General features: G+C 66.5%; 21 protein-coding genes. 4 read left to right on the top strand and 17 right to left on the bottom strand.

Going from position 1 to position 24,854, the window contains the following annotated elements; translation table 11 throughout:
• Positions 1-45: 45 nt before the first annotated feature.
• Both BX604_RS32415 and BX604_RS39230 read right to left on the bottom strand, forming a co-directional pair.
• Complete coding sequence (locus BX604_RS32415; RefSeq protein WP_098554864.1) at positions 46-429, bottom strand: hypothetical protein; 384 nt, start codon at positions 427-429, stop codon at positions 46-48.
• A 104-nt stretch (positions 430-533) separates the two neighbouring features.
• Positions 534-701 carry a hypothetical protein gene (locus BX604_RS39230; protein WP_175782935.1) on the bottom strand — a complete coding sequence of 56 codons (168 nt, stop codon included), beginning with the start codon at positions 699-701 and terminating at the stop codon, positions 534-536.
• 151 nt (positions 702-852) lie between these two features.
• Here BX604_RS39230 and BX604_RS32410 point away from each other — a divergent pair, with 151 nt between their 5' ends.
• Positions 853-1,263 (top strand): VOC family protein, encoded by a 411-nt coding sequence (locus BX604_RS32410; protein ID WP_098554863.1) that lies wholly within the window; start codon positions 853-855, stop codon positions 1,261-1,263.
• A 77-nt stretch (positions 1,264-1,340) separates the two neighbouring features.
• Here BX604_RS32410 and BX604_RS39225 read toward each other — a convergent pair whose 3' ends face one another.
• Positions 1,341-1,892 (bottom strand): GNAT family N-acetyltransferase, encoded by a 552-nt coding sequence (locus BX604_RS39225; protein WP_179894932.1) that lies wholly within the window; start codon positions 1,890-1,892, stop codon positions 1,341-1,343.
• A gap of 541 nt (positions 1,893-2,433) precedes the next feature.
• Between BX604_RS39225 and BX604_RS32395 the strand changes: the two genes are divergently transcribed.
• Entirely contained in the window at positions 2,434-3,996 is a 1,563-nt protein-coding gene (locus BX604_RS32395; protein ID WP_098554860.1) for a methyl-accepting chemotaxis protein, read from the top strand.
• A 62-nt stretch (positions 3,997-4,058) separates the two neighbouring features.
• On the opposite strand, the gene BX604_RS32390 is transcribed toward BX604_RS32395, so the two are convergent.
• The 11 genes from BX604_RS32390 to BX604_RS32340 all read right to left on the bottom strand — a co-directional run bounded on the left by BX604_RS32390 (position 4,059) and on the right by BX604_RS32340 (position 17,055).
• Positions 4,059-5,519 carry an amidohydrolase family protein gene (locus BX604_RS32390; protein WP_098554859.1) on the bottom strand — a complete coding sequence of 487 codons (1,461 nt, stop codon included), beginning with the start codon at positions 5,517-5,519 and terminating at the stop codon, positions 4,059-4,061.
• A 103-nt stretch (positions 5,520-5,622) separates the two neighbouring features.
• The gene (locus tag BX604_RS32385; RefSeq protein ID WP_098554858.1) at positions 5,623-7,101 is read right to left on the bottom strand and encodes a sodium:solute symporter family protein; all 1,479 of its coding nucleotides are present in this window, start codon (positions 7,099-7,101) and stop codon (positions 5,623-5,625) included.
• On the bottom strand, positions 7,098-7,310 hold the full coding sequence (locus BX604_RS32380; protein WP_098554857.1) for a DUF3311 domain-containing protein: 213 nt from the start codon (positions 7,308-7,310) through the stop codon (positions 7,098-7,100). The genes BX604_RS32385 and BX604_RS32380 overlap by 4 nt, the downstream gene beginning before the upstream one ends.
• A 39-nt stretch (positions 7,311-7,349) precedes the next feature.
• Positions 7,350-8,477: a porin gene (locus BX604_RS32375; RefSeq protein ID WP_098555216.1), complete on the bottom strand. Its 1,128-nt coding sequence runs from the start codon at positions 8,475-8,477 to the stop codon at positions 7,350-7,352.
• A 356-nt stretch (positions 8,478-8,833) separates the two neighbouring features.
• Positions 8,834-10,165, bottom strand: coding sequence for a serine hydrolase domain-containing protein (locus BX604_RS32370; RefSeq protein ID WP_098554856.1), 1,332 nt, complete (start codon positions 10,163-10,165; stop codon positions 8,834-8,836).
• A gap of 34 nt (positions 10,166-10,199) precedes the next feature.
• Complete coding sequence (locus BX604_RS32365; RefSeq protein WP_098554855.1) at positions 10,200-10,589, bottom strand: BON domain-containing protein; 390 nt, start codon at positions 10,587-10,589, stop codon at positions 10,200-10,202.
• A gap of 40 nt (positions 10,590-10,629) precedes the next feature.
• A complete protein-coding gene (locus tag BX604_RS32360) occupies positions 10,630-11,688 on the bottom strand; it encodes a porin (RefSeq protein WP_098554854.1) in 1,059 nt (352 codons plus the stop codon).
• A 121-nt stretch (positions 11,689-11,809) separates the two neighbouring features.
• Positions 11,810-13,108 (bottom strand): MFS transporter, encoded by a 1,299-nt coding sequence (locus BX604_RS32355; protein ID WP_098554853.1) that lies wholly within the window; start codon positions 13,106-13,108, stop codon positions 11,810-11,812.
• 43 nt (positions 13,109-13,151) lie between these two features.
• Positions 13,152-14,306 (bottom strand): CaiB/BaiF CoA transferase family protein, encoded by a 1,155-nt coding sequence (locus BX604_RS32350; protein WP_098554852.1) that lies wholly within the window; start codon positions 14,304-14,306, stop codon positions 13,152-13,154.
• Positions 14,303-15,490 carry an acyl-CoA dehydrogenase family protein gene (locus tag BX604_RS32345; RefSeq protein WP_098554851.1) on the bottom strand — a complete coding sequence of 396 codons (1,188 nt, stop codon included), beginning with the start codon at positions 15,488-15,490 and terminating at the stop codon, positions 14,303-14,305. Before BX604_RS32345 ends, BX604_RS32350 begins: the two co-directional genes overlap by 4 nt.
• Positions 15,491-15,501: 11 nt before the next feature.
• Entirely contained in the window at positions 15,502-17,055 is a 1,554-nt protein-coding gene (locus BX604_RS32340) for an AMP-binding protein (protein ID WP_098554850.1), read from the bottom strand.
• Positions 17,056-17,157: 102 nt separating this feature from the next.
• On the opposite strand from BX604_RS32340, the gene BX604_RS32335 reads away from it, so the two are divergent.
• Positions 17,158-18,048, top strand: coding sequence for a LysR family transcriptional regulator (locus BX604_RS32335; protein WP_098554849.1), 891 nt, complete (start codon positions 17,158-17,160; stop codon positions 18,046-18,048).
• 242 nt (positions 18,049-18,290) lie between these two features.
• On the opposite strand, the gene BX604_RS32330 is transcribed toward BX604_RS32335, so the two are convergent.
• From BX604_RS32330 to BX604_RS32320, 3 genes are read right to left on the bottom strand one after another with little or no spacing between them, the layout of a single operon-like run.
• Positions 18,291-19,145 carry a hypothetical protein gene (locus BX604_RS32330; protein ID WP_098554848.1) on the bottom strand — a complete coding sequence of 285 codons (855 nt, stop codon included), beginning with the start codon at positions 19,143-19,145 and terminating at the stop codon, positions 18,291-18,293.
• Position 19,146: 1 nt separating this feature from the next.
• The gene (locus BX604_RS32325) at positions 19,147-23,004 is read right to left on the bottom strand and encodes a type VI secretion system Vgr family protein (RefSeq protein WP_098554847.1); all 3,858 of its coding nucleotides are present in this window, start codon (positions 23,002-23,004) and stop codon (positions 19,147-19,149) included.
• Positions 23,005-23,274, bottom strand: coding sequence for a PAAR domain-containing protein (locus BX604_RS32320; RefSeq protein WP_098554341.1), 270 nt, complete (start codon positions 23,272-23,274; stop codon positions 23,005-23,007).
• A gap of 240 nt (positions 23,275-23,514) precedes the next feature.
• Here BX604_RS32320 and BX604_RS32315 point away from each other — a divergent pair, with 240 nt between their 5' ends.
• Complete coding sequence (locus BX604_RS32315) at positions 23,515-24,852, top strand: MFS transporter (protein ID WP_098554846.1); 1,338 nt, start codon at positions 23,515-23,517, stop codon at positions 24,850-24,852.
• The last annotated feature ends 2 nt before the right edge of the window (positions 24,853-24,854 follow it).

Raw genomic sequence — 24,854 nt, 5'->3', positions numbered from 1 at the left:
TCGAGCCGTCGCGGCCGGGCAGGCCCGACGACCGATCATCGGGCCTTACGCCGTCGAGGCCAGCAAATCGGTTGCAAACGACTTCGCATGGGCGATGGCCTCTTGCGCATCGGGGAAGACGCCAAGCTCCTCCCAGTGCTCTTCGGCCGCGTAGGTGCCCTTCACCGCGAGCGCGCGCTGCACGCGCAACTGCGCCGCGTATCTGCCGTCTTCCAGCGGTCGGGCCGCCGCGATGATCCGGTGCGGCAGACTGGTGGCCTCGGGCTGGACCAGCTCGACCGGGCCGCCGACCGCGCCGATATCCTTCAACTCGTTCCTCGTCTTGCAGTCCGGGCAGTAGAAGCACCAGCCCGCGTCCTCCTGGCGGGACCTGACCTGCCCTCGAGCCAGCACGGCACGGCATTCAACGTTTTCGCAGATGAACGGCATGGCAGTCTCCGAAGTTGTTTGACGGAAATCCTAGCATGTCCGTCGGCGCGCAACCATCCGCATTGGCCGTGCGCGACGCCGCGCGTTCGACCGGATGGCTGCGCTCAGACGTTGTAGCCCGCCTTGCGCATCAACTGGCGCGACACGTCGCCGCGCGCGCCCTCGGCATCGTATTGCGCGCGCAGCAGTGCGTCCGCCTTGCGGGACACGCCGCGGGACATGGCCACAACGATTCCGAAAAAGGCGACGACAAAGAAAACGATCAGCATCATGTTGCTCCTGACTGGCCGGGCCGGATAGGGCCACGACGTTCGCGTCGGTCTGCGTCGGCAAACGATCGTCGGTGGCGCCTGATGCCGCGCTGCGCGCTATCCGGTCCCGGAGGACAATACCCTCGCGCACATCCCTCAGAGGGGGTTCGACATGATCAAGTTCCAGCCCGACGGATGGCCTACCGTTACGCCGCGTATCGTCGTAAGCGATCCGAAAAATCTCGTCGACTTCATCAACGCGGTGTTTCTGGCGCAGGGCGAATGGCGCGCGGGGCTGCCGGCCGACATCCGGATCGGCGATTCGGTCGTGATGGTCAGCGGCGGCGACGGGCTCCGCGATCCGATGACGGCGTTTCTGTACGTCTATGTCGAGGATGTCGATGCGACCTATCGGCGTGCGGTCGCGGCCGGGGCCGTGTCGCTCGAAGCACCGGCCGACGTGCCCTACGGCGACCGGCGGGCGATGGTGAAGGATGCATGGGGGAATCTCTGGCAGATGGCGACGCACCAGCGGGATCTGTCGATCGACGAGATCCGTGCGCGGCTGCCCGACGGCGGGTAGTCGATGATCCGGCAAATCGAGTGGTGCGCGCGCGGGCCGCGGACAGCTTTCAACAGCCGCGTCGCCACCGGGTTTCATCAATCCGGCCGAATGCTTTTAGTCAGCGTCTCGATGGTCAAACTCGCGTCACGGGGAATGCCGACGCCGGCGTCCATCGGGTAATCCGTCACGTGCCCCGTTCGCACATAGCCGCGTCGCAGGTAGAAATCGATCAGTTCACGGCGCGCCGACAACACGATCATGACCGCCTTCGCGAGATGCCAGCGGCGACGCGCGAACTGCTCTGCTTCGTTCAACAACCCCTTGCCGAGCCCGCGATCCTGAACGGACGGCGATACGGCCAGCGTGCCGATATACGCGGTGTCGTCGTTCGCGCGCACTTCGACGCATCCGGCCAGTGCGCCCCCCACCTGCGCGACGATCAATACCGAATCCTGCGCCTGCAACGTATCGAGTAGCTGCGCCTGCCCGATGCGCGCGCCGTCGACGAGCGCCGCTTCGTGCGTCCATCCGGCCGCGCCGGCAGCGGGCCGGTAGGCCGCGTTGATCAGTTCGACCAGCGCATCGACGTCGTGCCGTGTCGCGAGCCGGTAGCTGACGGTATCGGTCGAACTCGTTGTCTTGCTCATTGCAACCGCTCCGCTCCTGTTGTCGGTTTTCATCGCGCAAAGCCGGCGCCGTGCGCTTGTGTGCGCCACGCTGGCAGTACTGTCTGCAATCCGTCGGCGCATGTCAACCGCGAGGCTGCCGATCCGGTGACGGTCACCCCGCTTACGCGTTCGACTTCGCCACCGCGCCGGTGCCGTCCATCTCGGTGTCCGGCATCGATCCATCGCAGATGGCGATGAATCCCGCGGTCGAGCGCTTCTCCGAACCGCGCGCGAAGGCGGCCGTGCTGGGCTTCCAGACCGGCAGTTGACAGTCACGCGGGTCGGGCGGGCGCGATCGTGCCGGATGCGGGCGCCGGATTCGACCGGCATCGCGCGCGCCCGCGCGGTCGCAATCGTTCAGATTCGCGTCGCGTGCGGATAAAACTTCCACACCCTCCCCGCCGTTAACCCGTTCGCAGCCCAGGCGCGCCGCGCGGTATCGCGGCGCGCGTCGTTCGTGATCCGGAATGAATCCACATCCGCCGTCGGCCGCCCTTCGGGCCGCCGGCAAGGGAACGTCATGCGAAAACTCACTATCCGCGGTGGCCTCGTCGCGACCGTCGCCGGCTATACCGTTCTGCTGGTGCTGGTCGTCGGCGCGTGCATCGCCGCGCTCTATGCAGGCAACGGCTCGCTCGAAGCGATGTATCGCGACGATACCGCTTCGCTGCTGCACCTGAAAACCAGCTCCGAGCGCATGCTCGTGCTGCGCGAGCGCGTCAGCGACGTCGCCCGGATCATCAGCGCGGGCCAGCCGGCCAAGGACGAGATCGCGCAACTCCATACGCTCCTCAAGCAGAGCAACGACGAACTGGACGCGTACTCGCGGCTGCATGCGCGCAGCGCCGACGAGCAGCGGCTGGTCGATACGTTGCAGACGAACCGCCGCGCGCTGCTCGACCAGGTGTTCCTGAAGGCGCTCGCGCAGCTCGACCAGGACAATGCGTTCGACTTCCTCGACACGCAGCGCACCGCGCCGCCCGCGCTGTTCCCCGCATACCAGCACGCCATCGACGCGCTGGAATCGTTCCAGGTCGCACGGCAGAAGGCCCGCTACGACGCGGCCGGCGAACGTTTCCACCGGATCGTGTGGGCGATGGCGGCGGTCGCCGCGTTCGCGCTGGTCGTCGGCTTCTTCGCGCAGCGCGTGCTCGCGAAGGCGATCATCGAGCCGATCCATCTCGCCGTCGACCATTTCGACAGAATCTCGAAAGGCGATCTCACCGGCACCGTCGTCATTCCCGGCGAAAACGAAATGGCGTATCTGCTCGGCGCGCTGAAGCGGATGCAGGACGGTCTCGTCGACACGGTAAACCAGGTTCGCACGAGCACCGAGACGATCGTCGGCGACGTCCGCACGATCGCGAGCGGCAACGTCGATCTGTCCGCACGCACGGAGCAGCAGGCGGTGTCGTTGCAGCAGGCCGCCGCGAGCGTGGAGCAACTGACCGCGACCGTGCGCCAGAACGCGGACAACGCACGCGATGCCCGTACCTACGCGCAAGGCGCGGCCGGCATCGCGTCGCGCGGCGGAGACGCGATGCAGCGCGTCGTCGAAACGATGTCGGCGATCTCGAACAGCTCCGCACGGATCTCGGGCATCGTCGGCGTGATCGAGAGCATCGCGTTCCAGACCAACATCCTCGCGCTGAACGCCGCGGTCGAAGCCGCCCGGGCGGGCGAACAGGGGCGCGGTTTCGCGGTCGTCGCGACCGAAGTGCGCGGGCTCGCGCAGCGTTGCGCGGCGGCGGCAAAGGAAATCCGCGAGCTCATCGGCCATTCGGCGCAACGCGTCGAAGACGGCAGCGGCCTCGTCGCGCGGGCCGGTTCGGCGATGACCGAACTCGTGGCCGCGGTCGAGCGCGTCAATGCGATCATGAACGAAACCAGCATCGCATTCGACGAGCAATCGTCGGGCATCGAACAGGTGAACGCGGCGGTCATCCAGATGGAACAGACGATGCAGCGCAATGCAGCGCTGGTCGAAGAGGCGGCGGCCGCGGCGCTGTCGCTTGAAGAACAGGGCTCGCGGCTCAGCGATGCCGTCGCGCAATTTCGTCTGCGCGATGCGATAGCGGCGTGATGCGACAGGCGCGGGCCGCATCGGGCCCGAGCCTGCCGATACATCACCGCGCGGCCGGTCGCTCAGTAGTGACTGCGCCCCCACAGCGTCTTCGGCTCGTCGAGCAGATGACGCAACCCGCTACGCTCGATCATCAGCTCGGCCACTTCGTTCACGCGTTCGAGAATCTCGCCTTCGTCGACCGACAACACGCGACGATCCTCCATCAGCACCCGGCCGCCGACCATCGTCATGCACACGTCGGCCGCGTTCGCGAAGCACGTCACGCGATACACGGGCATATTCATCGGCATCATGTGCGGGCGGAACAGGTCGACGAGGATGACGTCCGCGAGCTTGCCGGCTTCGAGCGAACCGATCTCGCGATCGAGCGACAGCGCCTTCGCCGCGTCGATCGTCACCATCTCCAGCACCTTGCCGTGCGGCAGCACGTCCGGATCGCGGAAGTGACGGCGGTGGTAATGCATGCACTGCCACATGTGGCGGAACATGTCGTAGCCGCGATCGGGCGCGGCGCCGTCCGATGCGATCGCCACCGTCACGCCGGCATCGATCAGCTCGGGCACCGGACAGCGGCCGATGATCGACATGATCGCGCTCGGGTTGTGGATGATCGCGGTGCCGGTTTCGACGCACGCGGCGATATCGTCGTCGGTGAGGTCGATGCTGTGCGACATGAACGACGTCGGGCCGAGCAGCCCCAGCTCGCGATGCGCGAACGCGAGCGTGCCGGCGCGGTGGCCGTCCTGCGTGAAGGTCAAGCCGCGCTCGCGCGCCAGCGCGCCGTAGCGGGCTGCCTGGTCGCGGAAATCCTGTTCGTACTGCGCCAGCTCCGGGTCGTGCTCGGGCCCGTACACGGGCAGCGTCAGCGCGATCCGGATCCGGCCGTCGGCGTCGCCGTGGCACGCGTCGACGATTGCTTCGCACACGCCGTACATCGTGTCGAAATCAATGTCGCGCGTGTCGCTGCCGTCCGGCGTGTGGCGCGTGTATGCGCGCGGCGCGGGCGGCCGCGACGGGCCGACCGCGACGATCGAGCGCGTGCCGGTTCGCACCACCGCGTCGCAATGACGTCGCGCGTAGACGGGATCGTCGACGCGCATGATCGAGTTGCCGCCGCCGAGCAGCGACACGCCCGTCGTCACGCCGGCCTTCAGGCGTTCGAGCGCCGCGAGATGCGATTCGGTTTCCCAGAACGCTTCGTCCGATGCGCGCGTATAGATCGTTTCGGCCGCGGCCGACCATGCATCGCCGTCCGCGCCGCCGATCGTGCGCAGCATCGCGTGGCCCGCGTGCGCATGCGAATCGATCAGGCCCGGCAGCACGGCCTTGCGGCGTGCGTCGATCGTGCGCGCGGCGCGGTAGCGTGCCTGCAACCCGGCCGTGTCGCCGACGGCGACGATGCGATCGCCCTTCACGGCCACCGCGCCGTTCTCGATCACGCGCCGTTGCGGATCCATCGTGATCACGCAGCCGTTTGCGATCAGGGTGTCGATTGCTTCGCGCTTGTCCTCGGTAGTCATCGCTGGGTGTCCTGTTCTGATTCGAAATGAGTCGGGTGCCGTCGCATGGAAAAACCGCCGGGCGGCAGCCCGGCGGCTCGGCAACTGCATGTCGTATGGGTTGTCACGCGGAGCGGGCCGGCGCGGCGATCCGCGCCTTCAGCTTGCGCTGCACCGCGCTGATCGCGACGAATACCACCGCGTTCACGGCGAGCGCGACGAGCCCGGGGTTGATCGACGTGATCGTGCTCGATGCGCCCGGGAACAGCGACGCGAGCGTCACGCCATAGTAGCTGGTCATCGCGATCACGATCGCACCGGCGACGATCCCCGCGAACGCGCCTTCCCGCGTGCCGAACGGCCGCTTCAGGAAGCTCGACGCGAGCATCGGCACGAGCTGCGTGAGCAGGCTCGACGAGAAGATCGCGAGCGTGACGAAGGTCGCCCCGCCGCGCAGCACGAAGTACACGACCACCAGCGTGAAGATCGGCAGCGCGATCCGCGCGACGCGCGTCACCTCGCGGTCGGTCGCATTCGGCGCGAAGCCTTCGCGGTAGATGTTGCGTGCGATCGTCGTCGACGCGTTCAGCATGATCAGCGAGCCCGGCACCAGCGCGGTCAGCAGGCCCGTGCCGCCGACGACCCCGACGAACCACGCCGGGAACGTCTGCTTGACCAGCCGCAGCAACGCGAGGTCGGTCTGCGCGCCTTCGAGCCCGTGCACCGTCATCACGGCCGCGAAGCCGACGAGGAACAGGAACGCGATCAGCACCTGGTACAGCGGCATCAGGATCACGTTGCGGCGCAATGCGCGTTCGTCCTTGGCGACGTAGATCGCGGTGAAGCCGTGCGGATACAGGTAGTAGCCGAGCGACGTGAGCAGGATCGTCGAGTTGTACCAGCTCAGGTTGAAGCCGTGCTCGGGCATGCGCAGCAGCTCCGGATGCGCGGCGTCGATCTTCGCGAACATCTCGCCAAGGCCGCCGTAGTAATGCATCGGCAGATACAGGCCGAGGAAGATCGCGATCGCGAGGATCAGCACGTCCTTGAAGATCGCGATGCTCGCCGAGCCGTGGATGCCCGACACGACCATGTAGACCGCCATCAGCGTCGCGGCGATCCAGATCGCGGCCGCCTGCGGAATCAGCCCGTACGACATCTCCGACACGATCACGCCGAGGCCGCGCAACTGGATCATCAGCAGCGACACCATCGCGAACACCGCGACGATCGACACCAGCACGCCGATCGCGCGGCTGTCGTACTTCGACGCGAAGTAATCGGCGAACGACACGAGCCCGCGCGCCTTCGCGTAGCGCCAGATCGCCGGCAGCATCCAGTAGCCGATCACGCACGCGAGGCAGCCGTACGACAGGATGTAGAACGCGGGCGCGCCCTTGCTGTAGGTCCAGCCGCTCGCGCCGAGGAACGAGAACGTCGAGAACGCCTCGCCGGCCATCAGCAGGAACGTGAGCAGCGAACCGAAGCCGCGCCCGCCGACCGCCCATTGCTCGAGCGTGAGCGTGCGGCCGCGCCGCGCATTCACGCCGATCGCGAGCGCGAACACGGCGAACGCCGCGATGATGATGATCGAGGCGTTCATCGCGCGTCTCCCGTGCGGCCGTCACGCGCCGTGTCGCGCTCGTCGAGGTGGAACAGGATCGCGAGGATCGCGGCGGTGGCGGCCATCCAGATCAGGTTCCACACGAGCAGGAACGGCAGCCCGAACAGCAGCGGCCGCACCTCGGCGATCGAGCCGCCGGCGTACATCCCGACGAACGGCAGCGCCGCCAGCAACAGTTTGAATTTCATTCGAGTCTCCTCCGGAAGACGCGCGAACGCGTCAGAACATCAGAACTTCTGGCGGATGCCGACCACCACCGCCACTTGCGACGTCGTCGACGACGGGCTGTCGGTGCCGTCGATCCACGCGCTGCCGACACCCGACGACGCCTTCTGATAGAAGCCGTTCACGTACACGTCGGTGCGTTTCGACAGCAGGTACTGCACACCGGCCGACACCTGCTGATAGTGGCCGCTGTCGTCGCCGCGCGCGACCTTCGTATAGGTGTAGCCGGCCGCGGCCATCAGCGCGGGCGTGATCATGTAGCGCAGGCTGCCTTCGTAGTTGTTGAAACGCAGCGCGCCGCCCGTCGCCTGGCCGAAATTCGAGCCCGTATACAACAGCCCGAGCGTCGCCTGCCCGATCGCGTAGCTGCCGCCCGCGCCCCAGATCTGCTGGCGCACCGCGCTCGACAACCCCGCGCCGAATACCGATGCCGATGCGGGGAAGTAGTTGTCCGATGCAACGGCGCCCGTCGCGCTCGCCGCCGGGTGATTCATCCGCGCATACGCGGCGCCCGCATTCAGCGGCCCGTTCGCATACGTCACGCCCGCGCTCCAGCTGTTGTCGTTCGAGAAGCCCGTCGAGTTCGAGAACCCGTACACCAGGTTCGCCTGCAGGCCGGCGATCGTCGGCGAGATGTACTTGACCGCGTTGTTGATGCGGAACGTGTTGTTGATGTCGTCGTTGTCGAACGGGTGCGTCGAGTACTGCGCGAGGAAGCTGCTCATCTGCAGCGAGCCGAGGATGTCCTGCGTCGAGTTGTACTGGCGGCCGAGCGTCACCGCGCCCCAGTTCGCGCCGCTCAGGCCAACCCAGGCGGAACGGCCGAACATGCGGCCGCCCTGGCCGAGCGCGCCGTTCGCGACGTTGAAGCCGTTCTCGAGCCGGAAGTTCGCCTTCAAGCCGCCGCCGAGATCCTCGGTGCCGAGCAGGCCCCAGCGCGGGCCCGATTCGTTGCCGCCCGTGAACTGCCACAGCGCATGGCCTTTCGCGTTGTTCGTGTAGGTCACGCCGGCGTCGACGATCCCGTACAGCGTCACCGACGACTGCGCATGCGCGGCACCTGCAAACAGCATCGCGATGGCCGCGCTCATGCACGCGACGCCCGTCTTCCCACCCATCATTCGCACCATCTCCGTCATCTCCTCTCCAAACCTGGTTGTCGATGTTGTGTTGTGTTTTATTGATCCTGCCCACGCGCCCGATCGAGTTGTATAGACAGTTTCCGGATGGTATCCAGCCGCAATCGCATCAAGAAATGAAATGTTCAACTGGTCGACAGTTGAAAATCGAATGGAAGGGCAAACGGAGGGGAATGCGCGGGGCCGGCACGGCCCCGAAAGACAAACGAAAGGAAGCAGGCAGGCCGGACGCGGCGCGCCTTGCTCAGACGTGAATGGCGTGTGTAAGCAAGCTGACGAAACGGCAACGCGCGCGGCGCGTATGCGGTTTTCCCGAATAGCCGGCGCATGGCGCGCCGGCCATGGAATCAGCGGAGCCGCTCGGCGAGCGCGCGCGCCACCGCGCTCAATGCATCGCCGCGCTCGAGCGCCGCACGCGGCCGCGCCGCTTCACGTTGTGCATCGAGCGAGCGCGGTGCGAAGTCCGGCGACGACGAGAACTTCACGATCGTCAGCGCGGTCTTCGGATCGACCAGGATCGACTGGCCGAAGCGCCCCGCCGCCGCGAACGAGCCGTCGCCGTCGTTCACCTGGTACCAGTAGTCGCGATACGCATAGCCGTCCTTGCCCGGCACCACGTTGCCCGTCGCGAACAGCGCCGCGTTGTGCGCAGGCTGCAGCGCCGCGCGAATCGTCGCGGCGGGCAGCGTGCCGCTCGCGCCGCCGAGCCCGGTGCGCACCCGTTCCGCGAAACGGGCGGCATCGCGCAGCGTCGTGTACAGACCGCCGCTCGCCATCGCCATCGCATTGCGGTCCACGACCACGTACGCATCGTCTTCCGCGAAATCGCGCCACAGCCACCGTTCGACCAGCGCGCTCCACGATTGCCCGGTCGCGCGCTGCATCGCCCACGCGACGGCTTCCGGCGAACCGTTCTGATAGAACCACGTGCTGCCGGGCGTCACATCCGGCACGCGTCGCACGGTCTGCAGGAAATCGACGATGCTGGCCGGCGCACCCTCTCGGTGCGGCACCAGCCCGACCGCGCCGAACAGGCCGAGATCGGGCGGGATACCCGGTGCGTATGCGGTCGGCACTTCCATGTCGAGGTTCTGCTGCAGCGTGGCGCTGCCGAACGGCGTGTCGGCGAGTTCCAGCACCGTGCGCGACAGCGGCGCGTCCGGATCGAGCTCGCCCGACGCGATCATCTGCGCGGCGAGCAGGCCGGTCACCGATTTCGTCATCGACGCCCAAGCGTGCGGCTGGTCGGGACGGAAGCCGTCGAAATAGCGCTCGTAGACGATCCGGCCACGCTGCACGACGATGAAACCGTCGGTATGGGTCGCGCACAGGTACGCGTCGAGCGTCAGCGTCTCGCCGCCGATCGTCACGGGCAGCGCATCGAGACCGGGCGTCGGCTGCCCGGGCAGCGGCATCGGCGCGGCCGCGTGCCGGATGCCGGCCGTCGGTGCGAGCAGCCGCGTGTTGCTCAGCGCCCAGCGCAGCCGCGTCGGCGTGAACACGTTCGCCTTGTCGACGAGCCGGTCGGCCGGCGGCGGAAAGCCCTGCATCACGCCGGGCGCCGCGGTGCCGGTTGCCGCGGATGCGGTTGCGGCGAGCGCGAGCCCGCCGGCCAGCACGACGGCGCCGGCCAGCCGGCAGGTGCGCCGGGCAACCGTAAAGCGTCGATCGAATTGCATTGGATCATGCCTCCTGATGAAAATGGAACGGAAATCAAGGTTGCTGGCCGTCGATACGCAGGAGGTTCGCGACCGACGCGACACCGGCGACGCGCCGCGCGACCGATACCGCGAGGCTCGCCTGCGTCGTATCCGTGACCGAGCCGGCGAGCGTCACGCTGCCGTCGCGCGCGCGCACGAGGATGCGCGTCGCGTTCAGGTTCTTCGTGCGGGCAAGCGCTGTGCTGACGCTGCGTTTGAGCTTGCGGTCGGCCGCCTTGCGTTGCGCCGGCGACAGCGCGGCCGACGCAGGCGCCTGCACGGAATCGGATTCGGCCACGGATGCCGGGACCGCCGCGCTCGCGGCGTCGGATTGCGCATCGGCGGCGACGCTCCAGCATGCCGCCGTCAGCAGCCCCGCGATGAGTCGTGATGAAGTACGCATGATCGGATCACACTCCGGAAAGATCGTTGAGAAGGCCAGGTCAGAACTGCGTCATCAGGCCGATCGACACACCGGTCGTCGCGCTCGCGCCGCGCCGCAGGTTCAGCGCCGCGATCGTCGCCGGGTCGCGCATGTACGCGCCGGTCATCCCGTTGCGGTCGACCTCGACATACAACTCGGTGCGCTTCGACAGGAAATACTCGGCGATCGCGTAAGTCGTCAGCTTGTTGCCGTCCGCGCCCGGCACGTTGCCGAGATTGCGCGCGCGATCGTAGAACGCCGCCGCGCTCAACTGCACCGACGACAGCGGCTGCACGACGACGCCGAACGACGGAATATCGTCGCGCCGCGACGTGGCGCCGGCCTTGTTCGCGCTCACGTTCAGCGACGCATAGCTCAGGTAGAAGCGCGTACGGCCGAGCTGCAGCGTGCCGCCCGCCTGGATCGTCCGTGCCGACTGCGAGCCGTCCGGGCTGTACGTCTTCGCGTACGACACGCCGCCCATCAGGTCCGAGTAGGTGTACATCGCGGCCGTCGAATAGCTGGTGCCCGCATGCGAGCTGCCCGCGACACCGCCGGGCGAATAGTTCGCGCCGAACCGCAGGCCGCCTGCCTGCCCGAGATACTTGATCGTGTTGTTGAAGCGCGAGTCGAGCGTGAAGAAGTTGCCGTCGAACAGCACGCCCGGTTCGACCGCGAGCGACTGGCCGCGTCCGCCGAGCGGGTCCAGCGCGATGCCGAGATCCTCGGCCGCGTTGAACTGGCGGCCGACCGTCACGCGTCCGAAATCGCCGGACAGGCCGACATACGCGGCCTGCGAGAACAGCGTGCCGGACGTCTTCAGCGCACCGGTGCCGCTATTGAACGCGCCGTCGAGCACGAACAGCGCCTTCAGCCCGCCGCCGAGATCCTCCTTGCCGCGAATGCCGAATTCGTTGCCCGCGATGATGTTGTTGTTGAAACCGACCTGACTGCCGCCAGGCAGCCCGTTGACCCAACGCACGCCGCCGCCGATCCGGCCGAACAGCGTGACGCTCGACTGCGCGTGCGCGCTCCCGCACAGCGCGCCGACCAGCGCGGCTGCGATCATCTTCTTCATGTGTCTCCTCCTGCCGTGTCGTTGCACGGCGTATCGTGGTACTGCGCTCCTGCGAATGGCGCCGCCGCCCGGCAAGCGGGCCGCACGGCGAATACGATGCGGGGTGCTGCGGGGTGCTGCGTCAGCGGCCGCACGCGCCGACCGGCGGCACGGCGGATTCCGCTTCACCGGCGAGGCGCCGCAGCGAGCGCTGCGGATCGAGGCACCACACGCCGAGCACACCGCATGCGATCAGCACGACGCCGCACACGACGCTCGCCTGTTCGAAGCCGCGCGCGACCGATGCACCCGCGCCCTCGATCAGCATCCCCGTGACGACCGGCGCGCCGAGGCCCGCGAGCGACGCGAAGCCGTTGCTGAGCGCGAGCACACCGCCGCGCTGCGCGTCCGGCGTCACTTCGGCGAGCATCGCGGGGCCGATCGAGTACATCGTCAACGTCAGCCCGCTGCCGAGCGTCAGCAGCACGAGCTTCGCCGCGCGCGGCACTTCCGGCACCGGCAGCAGCGCCAGCATCGCGCCGGCGACGGCGAGCGTGACCGCGATGAACGTGCCGCGTCCGTGCCGCGACGGCACGCCGCGCGCGAGCAGGCGCTGCGACAGCCACGCGAGCGCGAGGCTGAGCGGCGACGTGACCGCGACGAACAGCGCGAACATGCGCCCGGCCGCGTGCGGGTCGAAGCCGAGCCCGAGCTGCAGGTAGGTCGGCATCCACGTGAGCGTCATCGCGAGAATCCAGTTCGCCGCGAAATGGCCGAGGAAGTTGCCGAGCACCGTGCGGTCGGTCAGCAACCGTCCGTACGGCACGCGGTCGCCGCCGGCCGCGTGGGGTGCGCGCGACAGCGTGCCCTCCTCGCCGACCAGCGCCCACCCGATGCACCACACGACGCCGAGCAGCGCCAGCACCGCGAAATTCGCGCGCCAGCCCCAGTGCGTCGTGATGACCGGAATCGACAGCCCCGCGATCAGCAGGCCGAGCGCGCTGCCCTGGTGCAGCAGCGCGACCGGGAGATTGCGCCGCGTGTCGGGAAACCATTTGTAGATCGCGTGCGTCGCGACCGGCGAGGCAGGCCCTTCACCCATGCCGAGCAGCACGCGGCATGCGATGACGACCCAGATCGAGCCCGCGGCGAGCATCGGCAGTTGCAGCAGCGCCCACGCGGCCGCCATCGCGAACAGCAGCCATTTCGCGGGCCAGCGGTTCGCGGCGATGCCGCCCGCGACCGCCGCAACCGCGAACAGCCAGTTGATGCTGCCGCCGATCACGCCGAACTGCGTCGGGCTCAGATGCAGGTCGCGCATCATCGGCACCGACACGAGGCCGAGCACGACCTTGTCGAGAAAATTCACCAGCATCATCAGCGCGAGCATCGTCGCGATGGACCACGCCCGTCCGGGGCGGTACTGCGCACCATTCGTCATGGCTGTCTCCTGTTTCGTTATCGTGGCCGGCCGGTGCGTCGCGCTAACGGCCGCCGTGCTCGCCGGGCGCCGGCACGCGGTCGTCGCCGTCCGGCAAACCCAGCGAGAATTTCACCGGGAAGCGCACCGCGAGCGTGCCGTCGGCCGCCACCTCGCGCGCGACGCCGCGGGCCCGCACGTGCGGATCGTCGAACACCGCGCCGGCATCGGTCACGCGCGACACCGGCAATCCGAGTGCGCCGAGCGTGCGCATCCAGTCGTCCTGCGTGCGCGCCGCGAAAGTCGCGCGCAGCAGCGCGCCGAGCGCGTGGCGATGCTGCTGGCGGCCCGCGCGCTGCGCGAAGCACGGGTCGCGCAGCGCCGGATACGCATCGCCGAGCGCGTCGGCGAATGCGGCCCAGAATTTGTCCTCGAGCGTCGCGAGCACGATGTGGCGCCCGTCGGCGGTCTCGAACAGGTCGTTGTCGGGCATCACCCAGCGGGCGGCGTCCGGCGTATCGCGGCCCATGCGCAGCGCCCACGCGGCCGGGGCGGTCCACGCGAACATCGCGTCGTGAATCGAGACGTCGAGATGCTGGCCGACCCCGTTCGCGCGGGCGCTCATCACGGCGACCGCGAGCGCGAGCGCCGCATGCAGCGCCGCCGCATGATCGGCGAGCCGCACGCGCGGCCGCGAGACGGTGTCGTGCAGTTGCGCGGGCACCGACCAGTAACCGGCGTCGGCAAGGAAATTCAGGTCGTGGCCGGGGCGATGCGCATACGGGCCGTCCTGCCCGTAGCCGGTGATCGAACACAGCACGACGCGCGGGTTCACGCGGGCCAGCGTCGCGTAATCGAGTCCGAGCCGCGCCATCACGCCGGGCCGGTTGCCTTCGACCACCGCATCGGCATCGCGCACGAGTTCGAGAAAGCGCGCGCGGCCGTCCGGTGTTTTCAGGTCCAGCACGATCGAACGCTTGCCGCGGTTGAACTGCGCGAACGTGTCGCCGCCGAAGTGCCGCAACGCGTCGCCGCCCGGCGGCTCGACCTTGATCACGTCGGCGCCGAGCTGGCGCAGCAGTGCGCAGGTGTGCGGCCCGGGCAGCAACTGGCCGGCATCGACGATCCGCACGCCTCGCAGGCACGACCACGCTGGCGCCTCGCCTGCGGTGGCCGACCACGCATCACGTGCGCCTTCTGCTTCGCCGGTGGCCGTCATGCGTCACGCCCCGCGCCGGCCGGCTCGAGGATCGCCTTCGCGATCGCGTTGCGCTGGATCTCGCTGGTGCCCGTGAGGATCCGGAACATCCGCAGCTTGCGGAACGTCTGCTCGACCGGGTGACCGCGCGTCACGCCGACGTTGCCGTGGATCTGCACGGCTTTGTCCGCAACCTCGAAGCAGCGCTCCGACACGTACAGCTTGCACGCGGACGCCTTCATCCGCAGGTCGGCGCCCGAGTCGGCGAGCGCGGCCGTGTGCGCGATCATGCTTTCGCACGCCCACAGCGCGGCGGCCATGTCGGCGAGCATGTGCTGGATCGCCTGGAACCGCGCGATCGGGCCACCGAACTGTCGCCGCGTGCGGGCATGGTCGAGCGACGCGCGATACGCGGACATGGCGAGGCCGAGCATCGTCGGGCAATGCAGCAACCGGTTCACGTTGATGCGCGACATGCCGAGCTTGAACCCGTTGCCGACACCGCCGAACACGTTCTCGCGCGGCACGCGCACGTCGGCGAAGCGGATGTCCGCGTCGATGTGCTGGCCGGACATCGGTACGTACTCGTGCTGAACGCTCACGCCGGGCAGGTCGAGATCGACGAGCACGGCCGTGATCTGCGGCGGCGTTGCGGCCGCATCGGTCACGCACATCACGATCGCGAAATCGGCGAACGGCGCGCCGCTGATGTAATGCTTGGTGCCGTTGATGACGAGCGAATCGCCGTCCTCGACCGCCGTCGTGCGGATGCTCATCGCATCCGAGCCCGAATGCGGTTCGGTCAGCGCGAAGCAGGTCGATTTCTCGCCGCGCATCACCGGCTTGAAATATCGCTCGAGCTGCACGGGCGTCGCGTACTTCAGCATGTTGCCGATGCGCGGCGGCCCGCCGAGCTCGCCGAGCACGTGCGGCGCGAGCGCCGCGCCGCATGCGGCGAGGTCGGCCTTCAGCGCGCATACCTCGGCGATCGACAGGCCCTGTCCGCCGATCTCGACGGGCAGGCTCGCGGTATAGAAGCCGAGCGCGGCGGAACGCTGCCACACGCGACGCAGCACGTCGCGCGGCCACACGTCCTCGGCGCCGAGCTGCAGATCGCGCTCGATCGGGCGCAGTTCGTCGTCGACGAAGCGCAGCACGGCCGCGCGTAGCGCGACGAATTCGGGGCGTTGCAGATGATCGAACATGGCGGGCTCCTTCAGTTGACGCGGCGCGTGACACCGCGCCAGTACGGTTCGCGCACGAGCTTGCGGGCGATCTTGCCGCTCGCGTTCTTCGGCAGCTCCGCGACGAAATCGACGGAGCGCGGCGACTTGTAGTCGGCAAGCTGCGCGCGGCAGTGCGCGACGAGATCGGCGGCTTGCGCGACGCGGCTCGAGCGCAGCACGACGACGGCCTTCACGGCCTCGCCCCACTTGTCGTCGGGCACGCCGACGACGCACGCTTCGAGCACGTCCGCATGCCGGTACAGCGCCGCTTCGACTTCGGTCGGATACACGTTGAAGCCGCCCGAAATGATCATGTCGTGCTTGCGGTCGACCAGATAGATGAAGCCGTCGCGATCGGTGCGTGCGAGATCGCCCGTATGCAGCCAGCCGTCGACCAGCACCTCGCGCGTGAGCGCCGGCGCGTTCCAGTAGCCCTGGAACACGTCCGCGCCGCGAATCACGATCTCGCCGATCGCATCGCCTTCGACTTCGCGGCCGGCTGCGTCGACCACGCGCACCTCGGTCTCGCCGAGCGCCCGGCCGCACGACGCGAGCCGCTCGCGGTCGTGCAGCAGCGCGTACGCGTGATCGGCGATGCTGAGCCGCGTGACGCCCGACGTCGATTCGCTCGCGCCGTAACCCTGCGACAGCACGGGACCGATGCGCGCCCAGGCTTCCTCGATGCGCGCGGGCGCCATCGGCGCCGCACCGTAGCCGAGCACCTTCAGACTGCGCAGGTCGGCCTGCGCGAGTTCGGGCGCATTCAGCAGCATGTTGACCATCGCCGGCACCATGAACGTGTGCGTGATCCGCTGGCGCGCCACTTCCGCGAGGAAATGCGCGGGCTCGAACGCGTCGAACAGCACCAGCGTCGCGCCGCAGAACAGGTACGGCTGCATCAGCATCCCGGACGCATGCGTGACCGGACCGATCAGCGCGAGGCGGTCGCCGGGCTGCGCGGGACGGTCCATCCCGAGCACGATCTTGCGCAGCGACGCGAGCCGGTTCCCGTAGCTCTGCATCGCGGCCTTGATGCGCCCCGTCGAGCCGGACGAGAAATGCAGTACCGCGAGATCGTCGGGCGCCGGTGTGTCGTCGGGCGCCGTATCGCTGCCCTTCGCGACCAACGCTTCGTAGTCGAGGTAGCCGGCCACCGCGCCGTCGAGCGACACGAACCGCTCGACCGAGCCGAAGCCAGGCGAATCGGGCGTGTAGTCCGTGTAGCCACGGCCGCCGATGTACGCGACGGGCGTGCAGTTGCCGACGACGTCCGCGGCTTCGGTCGCCGTGAAGCGCGGGTTCAGCGCGGCCTTCACGAGGCCGGCCTTGTACAGCGCGCATTCGATCTCGACCAGCTCGATACAGTTGCGCGCCTGTACGGCGATGCGCTCGCCGCGCGCGAAGCCGAGGCCGCGCAGCGCGTTGGCGAGCCGCGTCGAGCGCTCGTCCAGCTGGCGATACGTGACGGCGCGATCGCGGTGGATCACGGCGGGCTGGCTGCCCCAATAGCGGGCGGCACGCCGCAGGAAGTAGGTGAAGCTCAAAGTGAATCTCCTGGTCGAACAGTGCCGCCAGTCTGTAAGATGCCAAGGCATCACCACAATGCATAACTGGATATAAAGTCATAACCGACAGGAATCCCACCGATGGACACGCGCGATCTGGAATACCTGCTGGCCGTGGAGCGGCACGGCAGCATCGGCAAGGCGGCCGAGGCGCTGGGGCTGTCGCAGCCCGCGCTGACCAAGGCCGTGCAGCGGCTGGAGGCGCAGGTCGGCGTGACGCTGTTCGAGCGCACCGCGAACGGGATGACGCCGACGTCGGCCGGCGCGCGCTTCATCGCCCGCGCGCAGAGGATCGCGCTCGAATTCGACGATGCGATGCAGGAGATGCGCGCGATCCGCGGCGGCGAGCAGGGCGTCGTGCGGATCGGTTATTCGCCGACCGTGCCGAACGCGTTCGTGCTCGGCGCGTGCCGGCAACTGATCCGCGAGCGGCCCGCCGCCCGGCTGCGGCTGCGCTGCCGGCTCGCGCGCGAACTGCTCGACCTGCTCGAAGCCGGCGAACTCGACCTCGTCGTCGCGCCCGAACCGCAGCAGCCGGATGCCGGGCTCGCCACCATCGCGCTGTTCGACGACCGGCTGACGGTGCTCGCCGACTCGGCCCACCCGCTGCAGCGCAAGCGCGCGCTCACGCTCGCGGATCTCGCCGGCCAGGAATGGCTGCTGCCGGAAACGACGATTCCGGTGCGGCACCGGATCGACGATGCATTCCGCGCGCGCGGGCTGCCGCCGCCACGCCTGCGCGTGGAGACCGATTTCGGCAACACCTCGCTGCTGCAGCTGCTGCACGGCACGTCGCTGCTGTGCGTCGGCGGCGCCGATGCGCTCGGCCAGGCAACCGGGCTGCGCGCACTCGACCTGCGGGACGGCGAACTAGAACTGGGGCGGCGCATCGGCGCGATGCATCGGGCGGGGGCGTACGTGCCGCCGCTCGCGCAGCGGATGATCGCGCTGTTGCGGGAGAGCGTGGGGTAACGCGCCGACCATCATTTGCGGGAGTGATGGCACTCCACGTGGCAAGGCGTTGAGCGACGTGTCGCTGAGCGCGCTGCCACATTGCGTGAAAGCCAGAAGCGATACACCGGGATATGTTGAGATCGCGCGCGGCTTCAGGTCGAACATCCATGACCCGTCCAGCGCACACGACTACACGCGTGATCCGCGGCCGAGCGCTCGCGTGGGTATACGGTCGGGCTGCCCATGCTGCGATTTCCAGGTCAGCCTTCCTTCATCCATTCCGGCTCCACGTATTCCTTCACCCACATCCACCGACCCGGCTCAAACAAGTTCGTGTACTGGTTTCGCTCCGCTTGCTCCCGAGGGGTTAGCGTGCGGACATCGGGGAATTTATGCCCCTTCCGGATCATATGAATATCTGAACTGGAAGTTTTCGTGTATCCCTGCCAGATCCCCGTTTCAGGGCACAGCATCCCCGTACACAGATTCATCAGCCCGTATTTGTGGCGCTTCGCTTGCTGCTCTTCCAAGCGGCGCTGTTCGCGTTCCTCCGGTGTCAAAATCTTGTATGTGCGGCGTATCTCGACTATCCACAATCGCTGCGGAAATGATCCATCCACCGGATTGATGTAACCAAGATCGACGTCGATCGGGAATTTACTCCCTGCAATATCTTTTGATCGGTAGCGAAAGGACTGCAAATTGGGGGCGTCGGGAGTGCGCGTCGTTATTTCATTCCCATATTCACGATTTCCATCCCCATCAACCCAATAGTCCTCTAGCTGGAGGAGCGATTTGATTTCCGTGTCAGATAGATTGGCAACCCTTGCATCCACGACAATTCTTACCCCAGCCGGAACGATTTTCACCTTATCGCGATCCTCACTATAATCCTCCGGATCGTCGCCAGTGGAAAATTCAATCTTCGTCCCGTGCAGCGCACGATTTGCATATTTATAAAGAAATCCTTTTGCGGGAGGATGCGTCCACGTTGTGTAATTTGCTCCGAAGACAATATGTTCGGGATCGTATGGTGCATCATCGCGCAGAATCGCCATTGCTGTTTTAAGGATGGTGCTCAGCATGGCACGCTGCTCTTCGGCGGTCGTCTGCATTTTAAATCCGTCCCCCAATGGCGTTAAGTGAAGCATCGTATTCTCCAGTGCATGTACCGGGGTTGCGCACGAAAGCACGATCAGGGCGGTCCCAATAGGCTTGCACCACCTCTGCACACGCATAAGCATCTTCCTCATGTAACTGGCTCCGGTAACCTTCTTCGAAATTCACCATCTTGGCCGCCGTTTCTGGCGACACTCTCAACAGCTTGCACACCTCAGCCTGTGCGATCGGCACATCGGGTTTCATATAGACTCCTCCCGCCTGATTTTGCATATGCGAAATCATCCAGTAATAATTAAATATCAACATGCGATGCAACCCCGCCATCACGCGCACGTCATCTGGGATAACAGCTTTTTGAGCTCCGTTGAAGACATCCGCGCGCGTGCTGTCCTTGTAAACTTTTGTTGCATGGGAAAACATTGCGTAATCGGATGGATGTTGCCTAAATAGCGCCATCATCCAGAACGCCTGCTGGCAATGTCGCGCTTCGTGATAAAGCAAATCCGCGAATGCCTTCAAGGCACCATCCAAGGCGGTCGCATTATTCGATGACGTTACGATTTTCGCTACTTCTCTCTCCTGGATAGCTATTACCCAGTATCTGCCAACAAATGACGCACTGACATCCGGGCGCATGTTGTATTTGGCAGCACCTTCCGTTTCATTAACAATATCGATCTTGGGAGTCGCACCATTTGACTTCATCGGGTCACTTGCAGAACCTCTTGGCAATCCAAATGGCCCGGCCGCAAGGGCGGTATTCAATACATTGCCAACCGCGAGCGCGATACTTTCCTTCGCCTCGTCCGATATCTCGCCGCTCAACGACGTATTGAACTTGCCCCACTCGATCCCGGTAAGCGCCTTCTTGATCGCCGCCGTATAGGCCTTCGTCACCGGATACTCGACATCCCGGCGCACCGGCATGTCCGGAGGCGTATCGTCCTGTTTAGCCCCATCGATGAAATGATGGAAGCGCAACCCGAAGTTGAGCGGATCGCAGCTCGCGAACGCGGCCGGCTGACTCGCGGACGTCGCCCCCTGTTCCGGGGTGCTGACCTTCTTGCCCTTGATCGTCGTGGTGCGTTTGTCGGCGTTCGGCGCTTGGGCGGTGTAGGGCGTCGTGTTGTCGCGCACGATGGCTGCCCGGTTCACCGCAATCACCTTGTCCGGGTCGCTCGCCGCCAGCAGCTCCACCGTGCCGAACGCGATGTCGTGGCTCGTCACCACATCCGTTTCGCCCAGCGCGTTACTCACGCCCTCTATCACGCGTCCGTTGTCGAGCGTGACCCGGTACGGCTGGTTCGGCAGCGCAAACCCGCTGTCATGCTCCAACAGCACGAAGTGCGCCGCATACTGCCCCGGATTGTCGGGTGTGACCGGCAGGCGCATCGGTCGCACCTGCCCTTCGTCTGTCTGATGACTGCCGGCATAGATCGTATGTTCGCCGGCCGTCCGCACCACGTAACCCCGATCGCTGATGCGAACCTCCGTACTGCCGGCGTGCAGCACGATTTCCTCTGCCGCATGCAGGTGGATACTGTCGGCCGTGCTCGTGATCCGGATTGCCTTCTTGGCGGTTACGTCGATACCATCGGTCCGCGCCTCGATGCGCACTTTCCCCGCTGCGGCGACAAGCGCCATGCCCGCCTTGTGCACGAATAGCGAGAACGCATTCGACACGCTCGCGAACAGCGAACGCCCCACGGCAATCCCGACATGCCGGCCGCTCGTGATCGCGACATCCTCTCCGCTCGCGATATGGGCGCTACGCTCGGCCGCGAGGCTGATCCCCGCCGGCCCGGCCATCACAATGTCCGGTTCCGTCAGTTCCGGGAAGTCATCCGCGCCGCCGGACGGCGTTCCCCGAATCGCATCGTTACGCGCCTTGATTGCACGGATGACATCGCTCTGGTCCGTGCCACGTTGCTGTGCGTCGTGCTGTTGCGCCAGATTCGTCAGGCTTTCCTGCAGTTCGCGCGCCTGCGTCAGCCGACCCATTGCCTCCTTGGCGTCCTTGGCGTGGCCGGGGCCGCCCGGTTGGCCGTCCGTCGACACGAACAAACCCTTCAACGCCCGGACAACGCCCCAGTCGTCGGTGCGCAGATCGAAGCCTTTGCCGCGCGCGTCGGCACGGCCTTTCTTCCGCGTGATGCGCCGAAGGTTGCCGAGACTCAGCACCGACGTGCCCGCGTCGCTGGCGATCTGCGTCTGGATTTGCTCTCGCGTATCGTCGATGGCGAGATGACCTGATGCGGTGCCGTGAAGCTCCTTGCCGCGCAGCACCGACAGCGCATGATTGTGCGGCAGGTCCAGCGCGGGCTGGCGGAACGCGTTGACGGCACTGCCGATAATCACCGGCAAATCCGGGTCGCCGTAATAGTGCGACACGGCCACTTCATGGCCGATACGCGGCAGGAACGTCGCGCCCATGTCCGCGCCTTGCCACGGCGACAGCACGCGCAGCCAGATACCCGAATGCTCGTCGTGCCGGCCCTGCCGATCCCATTGAAACTGCACCTTGACCCGGCCGTATTGGTCCGTCCAGATTTCCTGTTCGGCAGGGCCGACGACGATGGCCTTCTCCGGTCCGCTCATGACGGGCTTGCGAACGCCGCGTTCCAGGCGGAACGGTTCGTTCGTCGGCAGCAATTCGAATTGCGCGTCAACGCGATAGGTCTGCGCGCCGCCGGTCCGCCCCGCGACTTCCTCGATGTCGAGCGTACACGACACGACGAGGTATTCACGATTCGCGGCCTGCTGCGGATAGCCGGTCAACGTAAAGGTGTATCCGACCGTCAGGCCGCGCAGATTCCCTCTCCCGTTCGCGCGCCGCCCCGCGCAACGCTGCGCCTCAAGTTGAACGTTTGCGAAGTGACGCGATTCACGAGCCGTATCGTTCGGCTGGCCCGTCAGACCTTGCGCGCCCGCGAGCGGCTGACTGTAATCGCCCCAACCGTAAATCTCTCCGTCAGCGCTCGCGGTCGAGCGAGGGTCGTCCACCGTGGCGGCCACATTGGCGCGCGGGCGTGTGTAGTCGTAATCCGTCACGGTCACGCGTCCGGGCGTCAGGCGGCTGGTCACGGACAGCGCGTGAATGTGTTCCTCATCGATACGCTGACCATCGGGCGGCAGATAGCGCAGCGTTTCGTAGGCCTTTCCGTGCGGTTGGTGTCCGCCCATGGAATCGCACAAGACGAGACGGTGATGACCGTCGTCATGCTCGAACCACCACCAGATCCCCCATTCTTCCCATAGGCGTTGCAGGAACGCCCAATCCGATTCAAACGCCTGCCGCTGCACGTCGCGTGTCGGGTAGACGCCCAGGAATGCACCCAGACGCTTGTCGACGGGATACGGATATTTCGACAGCACCGCATCGGTGATTTCAACGACGGTCATATCCTGAAACAGGCGGCAATCCTTCGTCAGTGTCGCGCGATAGAGCCATGGGCGCAGTTCCAGTTCGTACAGGATTGCATCGCGATCCTGACCGGCGATGCGGGCGGCTTCAACCAGTCCCGTTATTTCGCGCGTGCCCGCACCGATGTTGCCCAGTCCAGCGGCACCAGCGAGCCCCGGAATGAACTGCCCTTTGCCTTCAAGCTGGATCGACACGGTGACTTCCGTGCCAACCAATTTGTCTAGATCAACATCAGCGGTGCGACTGGGGGAGACTGCATAGGCGTCGTCGGTTCGCAGCGTGACGAGGTAGCGGCATTCATCGATTCGGCCGATGGATTCAGTGCCCTGCAAGCGTACGGGAACGAATACTGGTAGGGCCTCCATGCCGTAGGTCGGCAGCGCCTCGCCCGAGAGTGACAGCGTGCGAGCTTGAGGAAACATCGCCATTTACACCGCCCCCGTTGTGCCTTGACCGATGACGGTCGCACCGCAAGCGGTTTTGTCGCCGTGAAACCCGACGCGCCGGCCGCGATGTTTGCGCGAACCGCTTGCCAATAGTGGAAACACGCCGCCGCATCGGGGGCATTTCACTGCGTGACCGTCCAGCGCAACGGCAACTCCCATATGCTTCAAATCGCCGGCCGCCTCGATCACTTCGCCGCCGTGGTCAGTGGCGTCTCCTAAGCGAACCATTTCATGGCCTTGTGCATTTTTCATCAGCGATCTCGCATATCACGTGGAACGAGATTGATAACGCGGAAATACAGCGTCGCCTATGGGATGAATACGATTTTTCCGATCTTGATCGTGAGGCGGGTACGCCCCCATCATCAGCGGGAGTGATGACACTCCCCTTTTTCTGCGGATTTGACCGGGGTCGGCAGCGCCGACAACACTAGCCCGCAGTGCCGCATGGATCCGAAAGACGGCACGCGCCCGCCCCCTTCTGAGTCCGCCATGTACCCGACCGATACCGTGCAATCCCCGAGCGCCGCCCGGCCGCTCGCCGACCGGCAGCTTCGCCGGATCGTCATCGCCTCCGTCGCCGGCAACGCGATGGAGTGGTACGACTTCTTCGTGTACGGCACGGCCGCCGCGCTCGTGTTCGGCCACGTGTTCTTTCCGCCCGGCGCATCGCCGCTCGCGGGCAGCCTCGCCGCGTTCGCGGCGTTCGCGCTCGGCTTCGTCGCGCGCCCGCTCGGCGGCATCGTGTTCGGCCACATCGGCGACCGCTACGGGCGCAAGGCGTCGCTCGTGTGGACGCTGCTGATCATGGGCATGTCGACGTTCGCGATCGGCCTGCTGCCGACCTACGCGCAGGTCGGCCTGTGGGCGCCGGCCGCGCTCGTCGTGCTGCGGCTGCTGCAGGGCGTCGCATCCGGCGGCGAATGGGGCGGCGGCGTGCTGATGATCAGCGAGAACGCGCCGCCCGCGCAGCGCGGCTATTACGCGGCATGGAGCCAGCTCGGCGTGGGCGGCGGTTTCGTGCTGTCGTCGGCGGCGTTCCTCGCCGCACAGGCGCTGCCGGACGACCTGTTCCGCACGTGGGGCTGGCGGCTGCCGTTTCTCGCGAGCATCGTCATCTTCGCGATCGGCATCTATATCCGCCGCCACCTGCCGGAAAGCCGCGACTTCGAGCAGGCCGGCAAACGCGGCGCGCACACGCATCTGCCGGTCGTCGAGTGCATCCGCCGCCATCCGAAGGAAATCCTGCTCGCGATGGGGCTGCGCGTCGCTGAAAACGGCGGCGCCTACATCTTCCTCGCGTTCTCGCTCGTCTACGGCAAGTACGTCGGCATCCCGAACGGCGTGATGCTGACCGGCGTGATGATCGCGATGATCGTCGAAATGGGCGCGATGCTCGCATGGGGCCGGCTGTCCGACCGGATCGGCCGCAAGCCGGTGTACCTGATCGGCGCGCTGAGCCTCGTCGCGTGCGCGTTCCCGTTCTTCTGGCTGCTCGACACGCGTGCGACGCCGCTCGTGTGGCTCGCGCTGACGGTCGGCACGGCAGTCAGCCACGGCGCGATGATCGGCACGCTGCCCGCGCTCGTCGGCGAGCTGTTCAGCACCGAGGTGCGCTATTCGGGCGTCGCGCTCGGTCATGAAGTCGCGTCGATCTTCGCGGGCGGGATGTCGCCGCTGATCGCGACCGCGCTGCTCGCGCGCTATCACGCATCGTGGCCGGTGTCGCTGTTCCTCGTCGCGCTCGGCCTCGTCACCGTCGTCACGCTGTGCGTGATGCGCGAAACGCGCACCGTGCCGGCCGCCGACTCGCGCGGCGACGCGGCATGACC

Source organism: Burkholderia sp. JKS000303 (assembly GCF_002563755.1).
GTDB lineage: Bacteria > Pseudomonadota > Gammaproteobacteria > Burkholderiales > Burkholderiaceae > Burkholderia > Burkholderia anthina_B.
This window is presented reverse-complemented; position numbering and strand designations above follow the sequence as displayed.

What these genes read in the sequence shown, in the direction of transcription:
- BX604_RS32385 (WP_098554858.1), bottom strand. Translation starts at nt 7,101, where the DNA reads ATGAACGCCTCGATCATCATCATCGCGGCGTTCGCCGTGTTCGCGCTC.
- BX604_RS32410 (WP_098554863.1), top strand. Translation starts at nt 853, where the DNA reads ATGATCAAGTTCCAGCCCGACGGATGGCCTACCGTTACGCCGCGTATC.
- BX604_RS32330 (WP_098554848.1), bottom strand. Translation starts at nt 19,145, where the DNA reads ATGCAGACGACCGCCGAAGAGCAGCGTGCCATGCTGAGCACCATCCTT.
- BX604_RS32325 (WP_098554847.1), bottom strand. Translation starts at nt 23,004, where the DNA reads ATGGCGATGTTTCCTCAAGCTCGCACGCTGTCACTCTCGGGCGAGGCG.
- BX604_RS32390 (WP_098554859.1), bottom strand. Translation starts at nt 5,519, where the DNA reads ATGACTACCGAGGACAAGCGCGAAGCAATCGACACCCTGATCGCAAAC.
- BX604_RS32315 (WP_098554846.1), top strand. Translation starts at nt 23,515, where the DNA reads ATGTACCCGACCGATACCGTGCAATCCCCGAGCGCCGCCCGGCCGCTC.
- BX604_RS39225 (WP_179894932.1), bottom strand. Translation starts at nt 1,892, where the DNA reads ATGAGCAAGACAACGAGTTCGACCGATACCGTCAGCTACCGGCTCGCG.
- BX604_RS39230 (WP_175782935.1), bottom strand. Translation starts at nt 701, where the DNA reads ATGATGCTGATCGTTTTCTTTGTCGTCGCCTTTTTCGGAATCGTTGTG.
- BX604_RS32355 (WP_098554853.1), bottom strand. Translation starts at nt 13,108, where the DNA reads ATGACGAATGGTGCGCAGTACCGCCCCGGACGGGCGTGGTCCATCGCG.
- BX604_RS32375 (WP_098555216.1), bottom strand. Translation starts at nt 8,477, where the DNA reads ATGGTGCGAATGATGGGTGGGAAGACGGGCGTCGCGTGCATGAGCGCG.
- BX604_RS32335 (WP_098554849.1), top strand. Translation starts at nt 17,158, where the DNA reads ATGGACACGCGCGATCTGGAATACCTGCTGGCCGTGGAGCGGCACGGC.
- BX604_RS32415 (WP_098554864.1), bottom strand. Translation starts at nt 429, where the DNA reads ATGCCGTTCATCTGCGAAAACGTTGAATGCCGTGCCGTGCTGGCTCGA.
- BX604_RS32380 (WP_098554857.1), bottom strand. Translation starts at nt 7,310, where the DNA reads ATGAAATTCAAACTGTTGCTGGCGGCGCTGCCGTTCGTCGGGATGTAC.
- BX604_RS32395 (WP_098554860.1), top strand. Translation starts at nt 2,434, where the DNA reads ATGCGAAAACTCACTATCCGCGGTGGCCTCGTCGCGACCGTCGCCGGC.
- BX604_RS32320 (WP_098554341.1), bottom strand. Translation starts at nt 23,274, where the DNA reads ATGAAAAATGCACAAGGCCATGAAATGGTTCGCTTAGGAGACGCCACT.
- BX604_RS32370 (WP_098554856.1), bottom strand. Translation starts at nt 10,165, where the DNA reads ATGCAATTCGATCGACGCTTTACGGTTGCCCGGCGCACCTGCCGGCTG.
- BX604_RS32365 (WP_098554855.1), bottom strand. Translation starts at nt 10,589, where the DNA reads ATGCGTACTTCATCACGACTCATCGCGGGGCTGCTGACGGCGGCATGC.
- BX604_RS32360 (WP_098554854.1), bottom strand. Translation starts at nt 11,688, where the DNA reads ATGAAGAAGATGATCGCAGCCGCGCTGGTCGGCGCGCTGTGCGGGAGC.
- BX604_RS32345 (WP_098554851.1), bottom strand. Translation starts at nt 15,490, where the DNA reads ATGTTCGATCATCTGCAACGCCCCGAATTCGTCGCGCTACGCGCGGCC.
- BX604_RS32350 (WP_098554852.1), bottom strand. Translation starts at nt 14,306, where the DNA reads ATGACGGCCACCGGCGAAGCAGAAGGCGCACGTGATGCGTGGTCGGCC.